The organism is Bradyrhizobium sp. 2S1, assembly GCF_011516625.5.
Classification (GTDB): domain Bacteria; phylum Pseudomonadota; class Alphaproteobacteria; order Rhizobiales; family Xanthobacteraceae; genus Bradyrhizobium; species Bradyrhizobium septentrionale.
This window is the reverse complement of record NZ_CP147717.1, coordinates 1,745,298-1,762,747: the sequence shown is the minus strand read 5'-3', so window position 1 is coordinate 1,762,747 and position 17,450 is coordinate 1,745,298. Positions and strand designations below refer to the sequence as shown.

Sequence of the window (17,450 nt, the reverse complement as noted above, 5' to 3'; positions counted from 1 at the left end):
TGCCCGGGCTTTTCCCGGGCATCCACGTCTTGGCTGCCTGCACCACGGGATCTGTTGGTGTCGTCGGGCGGGATTGGCAACCATCCGGGTTCTGCTAGGCTGCCATCGTTCTTGTCATCAACAGCAACGCTGGTGAACGACGATGAAACTGGTTGCTGCGACGGCCGTCATCCTGATCTGGTCTTGCCTCCCGGCGACAGCGCAGCAACGCGCCGCCGCGCTCTACGCGCAACGCTGCGCGCAGTGCCACGACAGCGGCAACGCGGATAGTCGCGTGCCGAGCCGCGCCGCGCTGCAGGCAAAATCGTTCGACGAGGTTGTGGGTGCGATCACCACGGGCGCGATGGCATCCTTCGCGCAGGGGCTGACCGGTGACGAGCGCGCGGCGGTCACCTCGCTCGTCACCGGCAAGGCCGCGTCGCATGCGTCGACCGAGAATGCGGGCCAATGCGCGCCGAGCGAGGCCGGCTTTCCGCAGCCGACCGATGGGCCAGGGTGGAATGGTTGGGGCGCGGATCTCAACAACAGCCGGTTTCAGCCGGCGGCAACGGCCGGCCTCACATCAGATGAAGTCCCCCGGTTACGTCTGAAATGGGCGTTCGGATTCCCGAACACGTCCACCGCCTTCGCTCAGCCGACCGTCGTCGGCGGTCTGCTGTTTGTCGGCGGCGGCGACCGCAAGGTGCACGCCCTCGACGCCAAAAGCGGATGCACCCGATGGGTGTTTCCGACCGAGGCGGCGGTCCGGACCGCGATCAGTTTTGCCTCGCTGGACAACGGCCAGCCCGCCATCTTCTTTGGCGATCTGTTCGCCAACGTCTACGCCGTGAATGCTGTGACCGGCGCGCTGATCTGGAAGAGCAGGGCCGACGATCATCTGGCCGCCCGGATCACCGGCGCGCCCGTCTTCCATTCCGGCGTCGTCTATGTCGGGGTTTCCTCGATCGAGGAGGCCACGGGGTCGCGGCCGACCTACCAATGCTGCACGTTTCGCGGCAGCGTCGTTGCACTGAAGGCCGAGACCGGCGCGCAGATCTGGAAGAGCTACACCATCCCTGAAGCGCCGCATCCGACCAAGACCAACGCCATCGGCACCCAGCTGTTTGGTCCGGCCGGAGCGTCGGTCTGGTCCGCGCCGACGATCGACGTGCAGCGCCAGGCGCTCTACGTCGCGACGTCGAACAGCTATGCCGATCCGGCGACCGACACCAGCGATGCCGTCCTCACGTTCGATCTGGCGACCGGCCGGATGCTTTGGCATCAGCAGGCCACGCCCAGGGACAGCTTCGTCGTTGCGTGTTTCGGCGCCGACCAGTCGAACTGTCCTGACAGCCGCGGACCCGATCATGACTTCGGCCAATCGCCCATCCTGGTGAGCTTGCGCAACGGACAACGCGCGCTGGTGATCGGCCAGAAATCCGGCGTGGTCCATGCACTGGATCCCGATCATGACGGCAAGATCCTGTGGCAGACGCGGATCGGCCAGGGCGGCCCGTTGGGCGGGACCGAGTGGGGCTCGGCTGCGGACCAGGACCGGATCTACGTCGCCAATTCGGACGTGCGGTTTCTAAGGGACGGCACGAGGCGTCTGAACTCAAGCGAAGGCGGCGGCCTGTTCGGGCTGGATCTTGTGACCGGGAAGATCACGATGCAGGTGGCGCCGGTCGCCTGCGGCGACCGCCCCCAGTGCAGTCCGGCGCTGTCGGCCGCGATCACCGTCATTCCCGGCGTCGTGTTCTCAGGTGGCGTGAGCGGCTTCTTGCGCGCCTATGCGACCGACGACGCTCGGCTGCTCTGGGAGATCGACACGGCCCGCGACTACACCACGGTGAATGGCGTCTCGGCCCGTGGCGGTGCCATGGACGGACCCGGCCCGATCGTTGTGGATCACATGCTGTACGTCAATTCCGGCTACGCGCAGTGGAGCGGATTGCCCGGCAATGTTCTGCTGGCCTTCGAGGTCGGCAATCCCTGACGAGCGCATAGAGCGTTTTCGAGCGAAGCCTGTCCCGCACTTGATGCGGGATGCGCACCGGCGGCGCCAAACTCCGTTCGGCATGTCTGCGCGCCAGGTTGCGGTTGCCGGTGTGCCGCCGATCAGTTCGGTCCGGAGGCGGACACCACGCCTGGAACAGGAAAAGCCCGGCACATCTCGGTGCATTCCGACCTGAGGCGCGCGACGACCGTATCGTCTCCGTTCGCCTGAAGCGCCGCCGCAATGAACCCGCCGATACGATGCATTTCGGCTTCTCCCATGCCGCGCGTGGTCGCCGCCGGCGTCCCAAGGCGAACACCGCTCGGCCTGAGCGGCGGGCGCGGATCGTCCGGAATGATCTGCTTGTTGGTGGTGATGGCGATGGCATCGAGCACGTCCTCGGCCGCTCGCCCGTCCAGTCCGACCGATGCTGCCGTATCGACGACCATCATGTGATTGTCCGTCCCGTCGGTGACCAGCTTCATCCCGCGCTCCATCAGCGCGCCGGCAAGCACTTTCGCGTTGCGCAAGACCTGCCGCGCGTAAGCCTGGAAATCCGCGGTCGCCGCCTGCTTGAGCGTCACGGCAATCCCGGCCACGACGTTCATGTGAGGTCCGCCCTGCAAACCGGGAAAGACCGAAGCATCGATCCGGCCGGCATGCTCCTTCCGGCACAGGATGATCCCGCCGCGGGGGCCGCGCAGCGACTTGTGGGATGTCGTCGTCATGACGTCGAAGCCGGCATCGAGCGGATTGCGCATCACGTCAGCGGCAACCAGTCCGCCATAATGGCTGACGTCGGCCATCGTGAGCGCGCCGACTTCGTCGGCAATGCTCTTGAATGCCGCATAGTCCAGGTCGCGCGGATAGGAGCTGTCGCCGCACAACACCATCTTCGGGCGCGCTTCACGCGCCATCGCGCGCAATGCGTCGAAATCGATCGCGCCGCCGTTTGACGGCGCCGTCTTGTAGCGAATGAAGTTGAACAAGCGGCCCATGTGGGACACCGGCGCGCCGTGGGTGAGATGACCGCCATGGGACAGGTCCATGGCGAGAATGGTGTCGCCGGGATTCAACAGGCCGAGATAGACGGCCTGATTCATCGGTGATCCGGAAAGCGGCTGAACGTTGGCGTGCTCGGCACGAAACAGCGAGCAGGCCCGCTGCCGCGCGAGGTTCTCGATGTTGTCCGTATACTGCTGGCCGCCGTAGTATAGGCGTCCCGGATACCCTTCCGAATATTTATTGGTGAAGACCGAGCCGAGCAGTTCGAGCACCTCCGGGTAGGTGTAGTTCTCGGACGGAATCAGTTCGACGCCGTCCTGTTGACGGCGCTCTTCGCCCGCAAGGGCGGCGGCGATCTCTTGATCGTTGATGGACAGTTCGTTGCGAAACGACGGCATGCTCGGGCTCCTCAACACGCTGTTTTTCCAGCAGATGGGTTGCCCAGGCGATCGGCGTTGAACCCTTCGCGCTTCACCGTGGTCAATTCCACGTTGGCTCGCCAGTCGCGCGAAAGGACGAATGAGCACGGAGACTCTTCGTGAGGGAGAATTTAGCCGACCTGCGGACCTTTCGCAACGACCAGTTCAATGACCGCGGATAAGGGCGATGCCGCTTTCGCGGTCGACGCCGGAAACATCATGCCGCCGAACGGCATCATGTAGCTGAAGGCGCGCGAGGTGTTCACCCGCACGGTGCCGGCGAGCGGCTGCTTGTCAGAAGAGCCGGCCTGAGACTGATGCGAGCTTCACCGCGAACCAATGGGCCACCTTCTACGCCGGCGGCTTTGCGTTTAAACTGCCGCAACGGATGTGTATGATGGATCAGCCGTAAGTGCATTCAACAGCGAACCAAGCAATTGCCGATCAAGCGGCGAGAACTGATGACCGTTGCTCCAATCAAAACGGATAAAGGCGAAGACAGCGTCTTCGCCCATCCCTCGTTCTACGCTGAATTCGCACCGCGCGACGATCAGGCCGCCTTTGTAGACTCGATCTATATCCTGAAAGACCGGGGCCGGCTGACGGAAAGCCGGATATCGTTCGCTTCCCCGCTCAAGGAGCTTGCCTTCGTATTCCGGGAAGGCGATTCGGCCGGCAAAGTGGTCTTCAACGAGCCGAGCCTCAATTGCAGAAGAAAAGGAAGGGCGTTCTTCGGTTGGATCGTCCATCGGGCGGAAGAGATCGACCGAAGCGATTCCGACGAAGCGGTCAGGGTGAGCCTGGCAGTGTTGGGCGACCTCGTCGTTACTGATCATCGGCCCGCCCGGACCGTGCCAGCCACAGAGCATGCCCATAGAAACGCCTGCACGATCCATCTCGGCAAGCGAGTCTCCGATAGGAGGCGCCGTTTCCGACCATTTGCCGGGTCTCCACCGACGCAACGACTCGAATATCGGATCCCCGATCCAGGCGGGATTCGGATGCTGCATCCAGGCGTCGATGATCACATTCTGAGCTGCCCGCGTCTGACGATGGATCGATCGAGATAGGGAATGGGACGCCCCGGTTCGGATTCGCGCAGAGGCCCCGCGTGTCCGACCTGCGTGCAGAACGGGATGTCGAGTTCGCAGCACTCCGCGAACAGAGGATAGTACCGGCGATCGTACGAGAGTTGAGGCTGCGCGTGAAGAGAGACGGCTTCAGACACATCGGCCTACAAGGTCAGCCGCTACCCGTCCGATCTCGTCGGGTATATGCGCGGCAACAAAAGGCATCGGGTTCTCTTCGGGTCCAACCATCCCTTCTGGCCCGCAGGTGAGTGCCTCGCCGGTCTCGACGACCTCCAACTCGGCGTCGACGCCCGTTCGGCATTCTTGACCGACAACGCGCGGCGTCTGTTCAAGCTTGCCTGATCTTTCGCAACCATAGGATGACCGATGCCCTGGATCATTGAACGCAAGCACCCGCACGTTGCCGTAGTGACAATGAACACCAACAAGGTCAATGCGCAGAATCCGGCTTTCTTCGCCGACCTACACGCGGCGTTCGATCGCCTGGAATCCGAGTTCGCCGATTGCGCCGTCGTGTTGACCGGATCGGGCGCGGTGTTCACGGCGGGCCTCGACCTCGACCATCATTTCCCGTTGTTCGCGAGCCAATCGATCAAGGAGATCGATGCCTGGTTCGAAGAATATCGCGCGACGAACCTCCGTCTCTTCACGTATCCGAGGCCGACGGTGGCTGCGATCAACGGCCATGCCTATGCAGGTGGATTCATCACCGCGATCGATTGCGATCACCGGGTCGCCAGCGAAGGTCCGCTGCAGTTCGCGCTGAACGAGGTCCCCATCGGCATTCCGATGCCGGCTGTCTACTGCGAGATCATCAAGCATGCGATCGGTCCGCGATCGGCTTTCGAACTGACGCTGTTTGGTCAGGTTTACGATCTCGCCGCGGCGACGCGACTGGGCGTCGTCCAGCAGACAGTCGCGCCGGACAAGTTGCTCGATGCGGCCGTCGCTTGGGCGGCGTCGGTGCCGCCGGATTGCTACATGGCCTACGCGTTCTCGAAGCGCGCGCTGCAGGCGACCACAATGACGGCGATCGATGCCGCCGCGCGGCTCGACCGGGACCTGCTGTCGCGCGGCATGTCGGATCTCGGAAGCATTCGCGCCCACACCCGACGCTACAAGGAACTGAAGGGCAGGGACGTGACCTGGCCGCTACCCGCCTAGGCCACCAACCCGATGCTTGCATTGCCGAGCACGGGCGGCAAGGTGATGCCGCACAATGACATTCAGGCGCAATTTTGCCGGCTCCGTTGAAACGTGTATCTTTGACCCTGAGTGTTGCCGTTCGTGTGAACGAGGGGAAGCTATGGACCTCAACGGAAAAGTCGCATTGGTCACCGGCGGGTCGGGTGGAATTGGAGAGGCGATTGCCAAGGCTCTCGCCGCCGCCGGTGCGGACGTTGCCGTTTCCTACGTAGCGGAAGCGGCGCGCGCGGGTGAATTGGTCGAGGCGCTGCGGATGCCTGGCCGGCGCAGCCAGGCGGTGCAGCTTGATCAGCGGGATCCTCAATCGATCGATGCGTGCGTCAAAGCCTTGGCCGGCCATTTTGGCCGGATCGATATCCTGATCAACAACGCCGCGTGGAACGTCGGCATCCCGTTCAAGGAGCTCGACGCGCTAACGCCGGAGATCTGGGATCGGATTCTTGAAACGAATCTTCGCGGACCATTTCTGCTCGCACGGGGTTTTGCCTCTGAACTTCGGCGGCACAAGGCAGGTCGCATTGTCAATATCGCGTCAATTGCCGGGGTTGCACCAGGTGGCAGCAGTATCGCTTACGCGGTCAGCAAGGCGGCATTGATCCATCTTACGCATTGCCTGGCAGTTACATTGTCGCCCGAAGTGACCGTCAACTGTGTCGCCCCCGGCTTGGTCGAAGGAACGCGCATGGCCGAGCGCGTGCCCGAAGCAATGCGGCAGATGGCGCGCGCCCAGTCAGTGCTTGGACGAACCGGAAGCGTCGATGACATTGCCCAGCTCGTGGTGGCTTATTGCCGAATGGACAGCGTGACGGGACAAACGATTGTCGTGGACGGCGGAAATCCGATGGCTATGCATTAGCTTTCCTGAGGTGTTCGGACTGCGACTCGGTTCACCCCCGATGGGAGAGGTGAACCGAAGCGAGAAAACGCGCGCTCACCGCATCACGAATGGATTGGCCGGCACGTCCGTCGCGGTCGAGATCCAGACGCTCTTGGTCTCCTGATATTCGCGCACCGCGTCGATGCCGCTCTCGCGGCCGACGCCGGAGAACTTCATGCCGCCGAACGGCATCATGTAGCTGATGGCGCGGTAGGTGTTCACCCACACGGTGCCGGCGCGCAGCTGCTTCGGCACGCGAATGGCGCGGGCGAGATCCTTGGTCCAGATGCCGGCGGCAAGGCCGTAGATCGTGTCGTTGGCGATCCGGATGGCGTCTTCCTCGGTGTCGAACGAGATGATCGACAGCACCGGCCCGAACACCTCCTCGCGGGCGATCCGCATGGTGTTGTCGACATCGGTGAAAATCGTCGGCTCGACGAACTGGCCGCCCTGGATGCCCTCGCCTGTGGCCGGCCTGCCGCCGAGCAGGCAGCGCGCGCCCTCGGCCTTGGCGATATCGATATAGTCGAGCACCTTCTTGTATTGCGCCGGCGTCGTGATCGGGCCGACATTGGTGTCGGATTTCATGGGATCGCCGATCTTGGCCGATTTCGCCAGCTCCAGCACGCGCGCGACGAACTTCTCCTTGATCGAGCTCTGCACCAGGAGGCGGGAGCCTGCGATGCAGGTCTGGCCGGTCGCGGCGAAGATGCCGGAGATCGCGCCGGCCGCAGCCGCCGTGAGGTCGGCATCCTCGAACACGATGTTGGGCGACTTGCCGCCGAGCTCGAGCGAGACGCGCTTCAGGCTCTTGGCGGCAGTCTCATAGACTCTTGCGCCGGTCGTATCCGATCCGGTGAAGGTGATTTTTGCGACGCCGGGATGCGAGATCAGCGCGGCGCCGGCCTCGGGCCCGAAGCCGGTCACCACATTGAAGATGCCGTCGGGAATTCCGGCCTCTTTCGTCAGCGCCGCGAACTCCAGCGTGCTGGCCGAGGTGAATTCCGAGGGCTTGACCACCACGGCGCAGCCGGCGGCGAGCGCGGCGGCGCATTTCCAGGCGACGAACAGCAGCGGCGAGTTCCAGGCGGTGAGTGCCGCGACGACGCCGACCGGTTCATGCGTCGTGTAGGCGAAGGTATCCGCCTTGTCGATCGGCACCAGGCCGCCCTCGAGCTTGTCGACGAGGCCGCCGAAGTACCACCACCATTCCGGATGGTAGCGCAGCTGGCCGAGCATCTCGGCCATCAGCTTGCCGTTGTCGCGCACCTCGATCTCGGCGAGACGTTCCGCGTTGGCGGCGACGAGGTCGCCGAGCTTGCGCATCACCTTGCCGCGCGCCGACGCGGTCATCTTCGCCCACGGGCCGCGCCACATCGCCTCGTTGGCGGCCTTCACCGCCTTGTCGGCATCGGCGGCCGAGCCGCGCGGGATCTTCGCCCAGGCCTCGCCGCGATAGGGATCGATGGTGTCGAACCATTCGCCATTGGCGGGGTCGACATACTGGCCATTGATATAGAGCTGATAGGTCTTCATGAGATCCTCCCGCAGGGCGACGGTTCTGGTTGGCGCAACGGTATCACGCATTTCGCGACGCCGTCACAACGCTGCCGCGTGCAAGGGCTGCGCCTAGGTTGCAGCCGGGCAGGGGCGTCAACCGCGCGGCGCGGCGAGCTCGGCTGCGATGATCGCGCCGAGCGCCATGTCGCTCTGCTGCCCAAAGCCGTGATGCACGATGTTGCCGTCGCGGCCGATCAGGATGCTGGTCGGCGTTCCCTGCATGCCGTAGCGCTGCATGGTGACGGGGATCGGCGTGCCGTCGCCGGCCTTGTCGACGCCGATCGGAAAGGTCAGCCGGTATTCGTGGATGAAGGCTTCCAGCGCGACCTCCGTCATCGCCGCGTGATGCTCGAACACGGTGTGCAGCCCGATCACCTGCAGGTCGGAATGCTTGAACAGCTCGAACGCGCGCTGGGTCTGCGGCGTGCCGTGGGCGACGCAGCCGGGGCACAGCATCTGGAAGGCGTGCAGCAGAACCGGGCGGCCGCGCAGCGCCGCCAGGGTCAGGGGTTCGCCGGTGTTGAACCAGCGCGACACGGCGATTTCCGGTGCTGGAGTCACAGATCGGTTCCTTGCGCCTGCCACCTTGCGGCAGGTTGGCAAGACCGGCGCGGGTCTGTCAACGATGGCAGGTCAGGACGGGCTCGCCGCAGCCCGGCGTGCGCGGCGCGCGGCACGCCGCCGCTGGTTCCAGAGCCTGGCGCGGTCGAGATAGAGATAGACCACCGGCGTGGTGTAGAGCGTCAGGATCTGGCTCAGGATCAGGCCGCCGAAAATCGCGATGCCGAGCGGCTGGCGCAGCTCGCTGCCTTCGCCGAGGCCGATCATCAGCGGCACCGCGCCGAACAAGGCGGCGAGCGTCGTCATCATGATCGGGCGGAACCGCATCAGGCAGGCCTCGTAGATCGCGTCGCGCGACGACAGCCCGCGCTGGCGCTCGGCGTCGAGCGCGAAGTCGATCATCATGATCGCGTTCTTCTTCACGATGCCGACCAGGAGGATCACCCCGATCATGCCGATGATGTCGAAATCGGTGTGCGACAGCATCAGCGCCGCCACCGCGCCGACGCCGGCCGAGGGCAAAGTGGAGAGGATGGTCAGCGGGTGGATGTAGCTCTCGTAGAGCATGCCGAGCGAGATGTAGATTGTCGCCAGCGCGGCAAGAATGAGAAACAGCTCGTTCGCCAGCGCCTGCTGGAAGATCTTGGCGGAGCCGGCAAACCCGCCATTGATGCCCGCCGGCATGCCGAGCGCATGCATCGCGCTCATCGTGCTCTCGATCGTGGTGGTCGCGGTGCTCAGCGAGGTGCCCGGCGCCAGGTTGAACGAGATGGTGCTGGCGACCAGGAGATCCTGGTGGTTGACGGCGAGCGGCGTCACGCCGTGCTCGAAGCGGGCGACGCTGGACAGCGGAATCATCGTCTCGGCGCTGGTCGAGACCGCGGTTCCGGTCGAGGCGACGCCCTTGCCGGTGGCGCCGATCGAGTTGGTCGCCTGGTTGCGCACCACATTGGCGGCGACAGAGCTGACCGAGTTCTTCTGCGACGACGAGGCGACCGTTCCGGCCACCGCGTTGGTTGACTGCGTGCCGCTCGCCGACCCGCCCGAGGTCGAGATATAGACCTCCTTCAGGGTCTGCGGGTCCTGCGAGAAGCGCGGCGCGACCTCCATGATCACGTGATACTGGTTGCGCGCGACGAAGATGGTCGAGACCTGGCGCTGCCCGAACGCGTCATACAGCGTGTTGTCGAGCTGGGCGACCGTGATCCCGAGCCGCGAGGCGGCGTCGCGATCGATGATCAGATTGGCCTGCAGCGCCTTGTTCTGCTGGTCGGTGTTGACGTCGGCCAGCGTCGGCTCCTTCTGCAGCGCGGCGACAAGCTTCGGCGTCCACTCGTTCAGCTCCTCGAAGGTCGAGCCCTTCAGCGTGTATTGATACGCCGCGTTGCCCGAACGGCCGCCGGCGCCGAGATCGCCGATCGATTGCAGGAACAAGGTGGCGCCTGCCACCGTCGCGAGCGGCTCGCGCAGCCGCTCGATCACCTTGTCGGCGCGCAGCTTGCGCTGGTCCATCGGCTTCAGCGAAGCGAACACCGTGCCGGTGTTGGTGCCGCCGCCGGGGCCCACGCCGCCGCCGCCGGTGAAGCCGACCGCGGTATCGACCGCCGGATCGGCTTTGACGATGTCGATGAACTGCGTCAGCTTCTGCTGCATCAGCTGGAACGAGGTGCTCTGGTCGGCCTGGATCGAGCCGATCAGGAGCCCGGTGTCCTGCTGCGGCACGAAGCCCTTGGGCACGACCGTGTAGAGATGCACGTTCAAATAAAGCGTGCAGCCCAGGATCAGCATTACCAGCAGCGGATGGCGCAGCGCGAGGCCGAGCGTCGCGCGGTATCCGTTCAGCATCAGCTCGAGGACGCGCTCGTTGATCCGGTAGATCCGGCCGTGCGGCTGGCCTTGCTCCTTGCGCAGCAGCACGGCGCACATCATCGGCGTCGTCGTCAGCGAGACCACCAGCGAGATCACGATCGCGATCGTGATCGTCATGGCGAATTCGCGGAACAGCCGGCCGACCAGGCCGCCCATCAACAGGATCGGCACGAACACCGCGATCAGCGACACGCTCATCGACAGCACGGTGAAGCCGACCTCGCGGGTGCCGACCAGCGTCGCCTCCAGTCGCGACAGTCCGGCATCCATGTGGCGGGTGATGTTCTCCAGCACCACGATGGCGTCATCGACCACGAAGCCGGTCGCCACCGTCAGCGCCATCAGCGAGAAGATGTCGAGCGTGTAGCCGAGCATGTACATCACGGCGAAGGTCGCAATCAGCGACACGCCGACCGCCACCACAGGCACCAGCGTGGCGCGCGCATTGCGCAGGAACGCGAACACGACCAGGATCACCAGCACGACGGCGATCAGGAGCGTGATCTCGACGTCGTGCAGCGAGGCGCGAATCGTCTTCGAGCGGTCCATCGCCAGCGTGATGTCGATCGCGTTCGAGACCGAGGCCTTGAGCTGCGGCATCAGCCCCTTCACACTGTCGACCATCTTGATGATGTTGGCGCCCGGCTGCCGGTACACGATCATCACGACCGCCGGCTTGCCGTTGGAAAGGCCGAGCGTGCGGACATTCTCCACGGAATCGATCACGTCGCCGACGTCGGTCAGACGCACCGCCGCGCCGTTGCGGTAGGCGACGACCAGCGGCCTGTAGTCTGCCGCCTTTCTCGCCTGGTCGTTGGCGTAGATCTGGTAGCGCTGGTCGCCGACGTCGATGCCGCCCTTCGGGCTGTGGGCATTGGCGCTGCTCAGCGCGGCGCGGACGTCCTCGAGCCCGATGCCGTATTTGTAGAGCGCCGGCGGGATCAACTCGACCCGCACCGCCGGCAGCGAGCCGCCGCCGACCGAGACCTCGCCGACCCCCTCGACCTGCGACAGCTTTTGCGCGAGCACGGTCGAGGCGGCGTCGTACAGCTCGGCCGGGGTCAGCGTATCCGAGGTCAATGTGTAGATCAGGATCGGCGCCGAGGCCGGGTTGAACTTGCGGTAGGTCGGGTTGGCGCGCAGGTTGGTCGGCAAATCGGCGCGCGCCGCGTTGATCGCCGCCTGCACGTCGCGCGCGGCGCCGTTGATGTCGCGCTCGATGTCGAATTGCAGCGTGATGCGCGCGGAGCCGAGCGAAGACGTCGATGTCATCTCGGTGACGCTGGCGATCTGGCCGAGGTGCCGCTCAAGCGGGCTCGCCACGGTGGCGGCGACGTCGGCCGGGCTGGCGCCGGGCAAGGTCGCCTGCACCATGATGGTCGGGATGTCGACGTCGGGCAGCGGCGACACCGGCAGCTTGAAGAACGCGATGACGCCCGCCACCACCAGCCCAAGCGAGAGCAGCGTGGTGCCGACCGGCCGGCGGACAAAGGGTGCGGAGAGGTTCATTGCATCAGCGAGCGACGTTTGAGGCTCAGCTTCTATCCGTCCGCGCCGCGATGCAAAAGCCTAAATGTCACAGGGCGCTGCCACACCCCTGCCGTGATTTGACGGATGCACCGCGCCGCGCGCCGGAAAAGCGGGATCTGGCAACAAGCCGTTTACAATGCCCGATCGATGCCGCTGATGGAGAGGGTATCGCAGCAGCGGCTGCGCGGATGATTTGCGTAGCAACCATTAGCTCTTTCGGTTGTGTGCGATTGAATTGTCCGATCGCCGTTGAGACTGACGCCGTGCTCGCGGCCATCAAGGCGTGGCCTGTTGAGGATGAGGATGTGGTGGCATTTGAGCGACGGCCATCCTTGACGGCCGCTGTGCGCGACGTCCTGGTGACGGCAGGTCGGGACGAAGAAACGGCGCCCCGGTCGAACAAAGAAACGCTTCAGGCTGCTGGAACAGCTGACATGTCAGCTTGCCAAGGGGTGCCTCGGGCCACTACGGCGTTGATGAAGACGAGCAGCTTCCTGGCGCAGGCGATTAGCGCGCGCTTGTGACCCTACCGGCGGCGATCAGTCGCTTGTAAAGGGCGATGAGCTGCGGATTCCAGCGGAACGACGCCGCCAGCGCTGCAGCATAGAGCGCCTCTCGCAGGCGCTTGCGTCCACCGATGATGTGACGAGCGCCAATATGCTCTCCGCTGTCGTCATCATAAGGCGCAAGGCCCGCAAGAGCTGCGGCCTGCTCGCGGCTGATTTGGCCGATCTCCGGCATGCGCACCAGAATGGCGACCGCAGTCGGCAGCCCGGCCCCGCCGACGCTGTAGATCAGATCGAGCCGGGCAGCGAGATCGTGCTGTTCGCGGATCGCTGCCACCAAAGCCTTGAACTCGACGCGTTCGCGCTTGGCCAGGCGGACGATATCTTCCTTCCAGAGCTTTTGGATACGCGCATCGCGACAGCTCTCGAGCCGGTTCTTGAACCGCGTGATATCCTCTCCGATCTGATCGATCAGTGTCAGCTGCCCGGCCAAGGGCGATAATCTTGCGTCAGGGGCCGGGTGGATCTTGTTGACCGCAGCGGCGCAGGCGGCGATCAGCGCGGCATCGATCCGATCGTTCTTGGCACGTTGCCCGCGGTATTTGGCATAGGCACGCACCTGCGCCGGCTGGAACACCACGACGACAAACCGCATGCGCCGTAACTCGGCGACGACGGCTTGCTCATAGCCACCGCTCGCCTCGATCCCAACCCGCTTGACCTTGCGCCGCCCAAGCCACTCCAGCAGCGCCTTGTGACCTTCCGCCGTGTTCTCCACCTGCAGCTGCTCCGAGTTGCCGTCGAGCGCCACGTCGAGCTTGCGCTTGCCGGTATCGATCCCGGCACAGATTGTGGTACGCTTGGCCATCTTCCTCGACCCTCCCTTGTGATGCGAACCTAAAGTTCGTTCAACCATGCGGGTCCCGATGAAGTGCCGATCGCGATCTTGCTACGAATAACAGCCCTCAAGGCTTCGATGGGTAACGATCCGATCGATCAGCGGCCCAGCCCGGGCGGCCACCCGAGCTGGGCCATTCCTCACGGAACGAGGCCAGTCTAACCCAGCGCGCTAACCCGTCCTATTCGTGAGAGTGCTTTTTTTAGTCCGATTGATGTGGCCGCACATCTGCTCTGACGAGGCGCGCGGGATTGCCTTCGGCTTTTCACCGCCTGACGACCCGTACTTTGCAACGCGCTTGAGGGATGGGTTGGGCGAACGGGGGGCGGACGCCCCGCCGGTCAAGGACCGAGCGGCAGCAGCGCGCCTGGCAAGCCGCGGATCAGGTCGGCTTCGGGACATGCCGCGGCAAACGCAAGGCGAATGCGGCTCGTGGTCTCGACGACACGGGCAGCGAGTTTCAAGAGACGAAGACGCAGCGTCGCGAACTCGGCTGTGGCCAATTCCCGGGCTTTGGGAATCGCGTCGCGCACGGTCAGCATCAGCCAATAAGCGGCGGTGTGGAGAACGAGGCGGACTTGATTGGCGAGCGCCGAACGGCAGCTGGTGCGATCGGAGGCGAGCTGTGTCTTATGCAGCTTGATCAGATTCTCGGCTTGGCCGCGCGCGCAATACAGGCTGTCGTAGATCCACTCGGCCGAGCCGACATCGAGGCTGGTGACGACGAAACGGATGTCGAGGCCGAGCATCGTCGCCTCAATACGGGCGACGGTACGCCGTTCGCGATCCCAGGACTTGGCCTTGTGGCGCGTCTCGGTATAGCCACGCAGAACCGGCAGGTTCTCGATGGCGCGTCGCGTGCGGATGTCGTCGGCGGCCTCGTCGAGTTTTCTGGCGAGCGGCTTGGTGCCGGACAGACCGAAGATGTAGTCGATGCCGTTGGTCTCGCACCACGCCATTGCCTCCGGCCGGGCATAGTGCCCGTCGCCACGGAACGTAATTCGCGTGTTGTGCCACCGCGTCCGGATATGCCGTATCAGGCGGCGCAGATGGGCACGCACCTCGACGCCGCCCGGCGTCTTGCCGGGCCGCAACACGACCGCCACGGGCCGGCTCTTCTCCGTGTCGTAGACGTGGATCGGCAGGAAGCAGCGTTCGTCATAATGAGCGTTGAACAGCGAGAGCTGCTGATGGCCGTGGACGACATCGCAGGTATCATCGATGTCGAGCGTGACGGATGCCGGCTCGCGCGGGTAGCTATCCATCCATGCGTCGACCAAAGTGTAGGTCAGTCGGATCACGTCGCGCAGGCGCGGAGCATTCTCCAGCCGCGACAGCGTCGGTTGGGAACACAGATCGCGACCCGTGTCCGGCAGCCGTCCGCAGGCCAGCTTGAATGCGGGATCGGACCGCAGATGATCGAGGTCGTCGGCGTCCTCGTAGCCGCAGCAGATCGCGAACATGCGCGCGCGGAACATATCGACAAGGCTGTGCACGACCCGCGTCGGATCGCGCCGATCCGGGAACACCCGGGCCAAATTGTCGGCCAAGCCGAGACGCCGCTCGGCCATCGCCAGAAGCATCACGCCCCCGTTCGAGGTCAGCCGACCGCCATCGAAGGCAGCTGTGACTTTCTTGGCGTGAACGGCTGGAAACGAGAAGGGCAGAATCGTATCATCGGTCATGGCGGGCCTGGCGTTCGCGGTTGAGGTGATGGGGTTGGCTTTGCAACCGAATCCTACGCCGCATCAGCGCTTTACACCACGCTCGCCAGCCTCTCAGGCGCACTCTGACGAATAAGACGGGCTAATACAAGGATGGGTGGAGCGAAGCGATACCCATCACCTCACTGCGCGGATGCAATTGATGGGTATCGCTGCGCTCCACCCATCCTACGAGATCGGCCTGATTCATCAATGCTGCCGGCCCACCGCGCCTCAGCGCGGATCAATCCCGCCCGTCGCACGCGCGTCGCGATGCAGCGTCGCGCCCGCATCATGCAGCATCACCGCCAGCTGATGCAGTGGCTGATCGCGAAAGCCCTGCTGCTCGATCGCGGCGACCGTCGAGAGCACGTAGTCGCGGTTGTTGCCGGAGCGGCCGTGGCCCTGCTGCACCAGGCGCAGCTGTTCGGCCAGCGACAGCCGCCCGGCATATTGAACATGGCCGCGATCGACCACATAGGCCAGCGCACTGACGCGATCGCGCGCCGTGTTCTCCAGCCACACCGAGCGCATCACCTCGCGATAGACATTGGTGGTCTGCTCGCGCGCCCGCAAATAGGCGATGGTGTCGTGGCGCCGGCGGGCGGCAACGCGGAACGCGATGCCGCGGCAGGCGCCGCCGCGGTCGAGTCCGAGCACCAGGCCGGGCTTCTCCGGCGTGCCGCGGTGGTCGAAGGAATAGACGCAGAGTGCGCGATGTTCGCCGATCAGCCGCGCCGGCACCTGCTCGAGGTACTCGAAGCCCGGCTTCCACATCAGCGAGCCGTAGCCGAACACCCAGAGGTCGCCGTCGGCGGTTTCGGAGTTGAGGGGATTTGCAGCCATTGCACCGATGGGCTAGCAGAACACGCTGCCCAAGCGAAGCAAATTCCGTGATGTTTCCAAGACTTGCTAAAGGCTTGCTCAAGGGGTTGCGCAAGGGGTTGGACAAGGCTTGTTCAGGGCTTGCCGCCGCTTAGATTTTGACAAATTCGCCCGCCAAAGGACGCCGCATGTCCGATTTGACCTCCGCCCCCCGCCGCCGCTCGCGCTTCGGCCTCTATGCCGTCCCCGTCGCGGTCCTGATCGCCGCGGTCGCGTGGAGCGGCTTCTGGTTCTTCGCCGCCTCAGAGGTCGGCGTGCAGGCCGATGCCTGGCGCGCGCAGGAGGCGAAGGCCGGCCGGGTCTATGACTGCGGCAACCGTTCGGTGGCGGGTTACCCGTTCCGCTTCGAGGTCCGCTGCACCGATCCGAGCGTGATGCTGGTGTCGCAGACCGCCTCGCCGCAGATGGCGTTCGTGGCGCGGCTGGCCGAGATCCTGGTGGTGGCGCAGGTCTACGACCCCAAGCGCGTGATCGCCGAGTTCAAGGGACCGGCGACGATCGCCGAGCGCAACGCGCAGCCGACGCTGCAGGTCAACTGGAAGCTGGGCCGCAGCAGCGTGGTCGGCCTGCCGGCGGTGCCGCAGCGCGCCTCGCTGGTGTTTGACGATCTCGCGATCGACCGGATCGGCGGTGTCGCGCCGATCCCGGTGGCCCACGTCAATCACATCGAGCTGCACGGCAGGCAGGTCGACGGCTCGGCGCCGGACAATCCCGCGATCGAGACCGTGCTGCAGATATCAGGCGGCACCTTGCAGGAGGTGCATCCGCTGCTCGCCCAGCCGTTCAATGCCGACATCCATGCGCGGCTCAACGGGTTGAAGGATTTCTCGCCAAAGCCCTGGCCGGATCGCTTCCGCGAGATCCAGGCGGCCGGCGGCAGCGTCGAGATCCAGCAATCGCGGATCGAGCAGGGCGATGTCGTCTCGGTCGCGGCCGGCACGCTGCGCCTGAACGCGCAAGGGTTGATCGAGGGCGAGCTGCAGATGACGGTCGCCGGCCTCGAGCGCGTCATCCCTGCGCTCGGCATCGACAAGATGCTGGAGGAGGGCGTGCCGCAGGCCACGCTCGACCGCGTCGCGCCGGGCGTGAAGAGTCAGGACCTCAAGGGTCTGTTCGGCGCGCTGGATCGCGCGATTCCCGGCCTCGGCAAGGTGATCAAGCAGAACGCCAATGCCGGCATTTCCGCCGGCATCAATTCGCTCGGCACCGAGGCCTCGCTCGAAGGCAAGAAGGCGCGCAGCTTCCCGCTGCGCTTCGCCGACGGCGCGGTGTTTCTGGGGCCGCTGAAAGTCGGACAGATTCCGCCGCTGTTCTGAGCGTATGGACGTTGTGAAGCTCCGTCATTGCGAGGAGCGACAGCGACGA

The 17,450-nt window shown here is 64.7% G+C and carries 13 protein-coding genes and 1 riboswitch; of the genes, 4 read left to right on the top strand and 9 right to left on the bottom strand.

The genetic code is table 11. The features are described 5' to 3' along the window. Positions 1-142 precede the first annotated feature (142 nt). Entirely contained in the window at positions 143-1,975 is a 1,833-nt protein-coding gene (locus tag HAP54_RS08445) for a PQQ-binding-like beta-propeller repeat protein (RefSeq protein WP_166299371.1), read from the top strand. 122 nt (positions 1,976-2,097) lie between these two features. Here HAP54_RS08445 and glyA read toward each other — a convergent pair whose 3' ends face one another. From glyA to HAP54_RS08430, 3 genes are all read right to left on the bottom strand, one after another. Further along, positions 2,098-3,378, bottom strand: a complete 1,281-nt coding sequence (gene glyA / locus HAP54_RS08440; RefSeq protein WP_166299370.1) for a serine hydroxymethyltransferase — start codon at positions 3,376-3,378, stop codon at positions 2,098-2,100. Positions 3,379-3,412: 34 nt separating this feature from the next. Further along, a riboswitch (ZMP/ZTP riboswitch) is annotated at positions 3,413-3,497 on the bottom strand. Between the two features lie 33 nt (positions 3,498-3,530). Continuing rightward, a complete protein-coding gene (locus tag HAP54_RS08435) occupies positions 3,531-3,665 on the bottom strand; it encodes a hypothetical protein (RefSeq protein ID WP_339156834.1) in 135 nt (44 codons plus the stop codon). Positions 3,666-3,770: 105 nt separating this feature from the next. Beyond that, positions 3,771-4,427: a hypothetical protein gene (locus tag HAP54_RS08430; RefSeq protein WP_166299369.1), complete on the bottom strand. Its 657-nt coding sequence runs from the start codon at positions 4,425-4,427 to the stop codon at positions 3,771-3,773. Positions 4,428-4,856: 429 nt separating this feature from the next. Between HAP54_RS08430 and HAP54_RS08425 the strand changes: the two genes are divergently transcribed. Both HAP54_RS08425 and HAP54_RS08420 read left to right on the top strand, forming a co-directional pair. Further along, positions 4,857-5,654, top strand: coding sequence for an enoyl-CoA hydratase/isomerase family protein (locus HAP54_RS08425; RefSeq protein ID WP_166299368.1), 798 nt, complete (start codon positions 4,857-4,859; stop codon positions 5,652-5,654). A 142-nt stretch (positions 5,655-5,796) separates the two neighbouring features. Then, entirely contained in the window at positions 5,797-6,552 is a 756-nt protein-coding gene (locus tag HAP54_RS08420) for an SDR family NAD(P)-dependent oxidoreductase (protein ID WP_166299367.1), read from the top strand. Between the two features lie 75 nt (positions 6,553-6,627). Here the strand turns inward: HAP54_RS08420 and HAP54_RS08415 are convergent, their stop codons facing one another. From HAP54_RS08415 to HAP54_RS08390, 6 genes are all read right to left on the bottom strand, one after another. Further along, positions 6,628-8,109 carry an aldehyde dehydrogenase gene (locus HAP54_RS08415; RefSeq protein WP_166299366.1) on the bottom strand — a complete coding sequence of 494 codons (1,482 nt, stop codon included), beginning with the start codon at positions 8,107-8,109 and terminating at the stop codon, positions 6,628-6,630. A gap of 117 nt (positions 8,110-8,226) precedes the next feature. Further along, positions 8,227-8,694 (bottom strand): peroxiredoxin family protein, encoded by a 468-nt coding sequence (locus HAP54_RS08410; RefSeq protein WP_166299365.1) that lies wholly within the window; start codon positions 8,692-8,694, stop codon positions 8,227-8,229. A 72-nt stretch (positions 8,695-8,766) separates the two neighbouring features. Beyond that, on the bottom strand, positions 8,767-12,072 hold the full coding sequence (locus tag HAP54_RS08405) for an efflux RND transporter permease subunit (protein ID WP_166299364.1): 3,306 nt from the start codon (positions 12,070-12,072) through the stop codon (positions 8,767-8,769). A gap of 528 nt (positions 12,073-12,600) precedes the next feature. Continuing rightward, complete coding sequence (locus HAP54_RS08400) at positions 12,601-13,467, bottom strand: IS110 family transposase (RefSeq protein WP_224741327.1); 867 nt, start codon at positions 13,465-13,467, stop codon at positions 12,601-12,603. A gap of 371 nt (positions 13,468-13,838) precedes the next feature. Continuing rightward, positions 13,839-15,182: an IS1380-like element ISBdi2 family transposase gene (locus HAP54_RS08395; RefSeq protein WP_166204320.1), complete on the bottom strand. Its 1,344-nt coding sequence runs from the start codon at positions 15,180-15,182 to the stop codon at positions 13,839-13,841. A 252-nt stretch (positions 15,183-15,434) separates the two neighbouring features. After that, positions 15,435-16,046, bottom strand: a complete 612-nt coding sequence (locus HAP54_RS08390; protein WP_166299363.1) for a gamma-glutamylcyclotransferase — start codon at positions 16,044-16,046, stop codon at positions 15,435-15,437. Positions 16,047-16,213: 167 nt separating this feature from the next. On the opposite strand from HAP54_RS08390, the gene HAP54_RS08385 reads away from it, so the two are divergent. After that, on the top strand, positions 16,214-17,401 hold the full coding sequence (locus HAP54_RS08385; RefSeq protein WP_166299362.1) for a DUF2125 domain-containing protein: 1,188 nt from the start codon (positions 16,214-16,216) through the stop codon (positions 17,399-17,401). Positions 17,402-17,450: the final 49 nt, after the last annotated feature.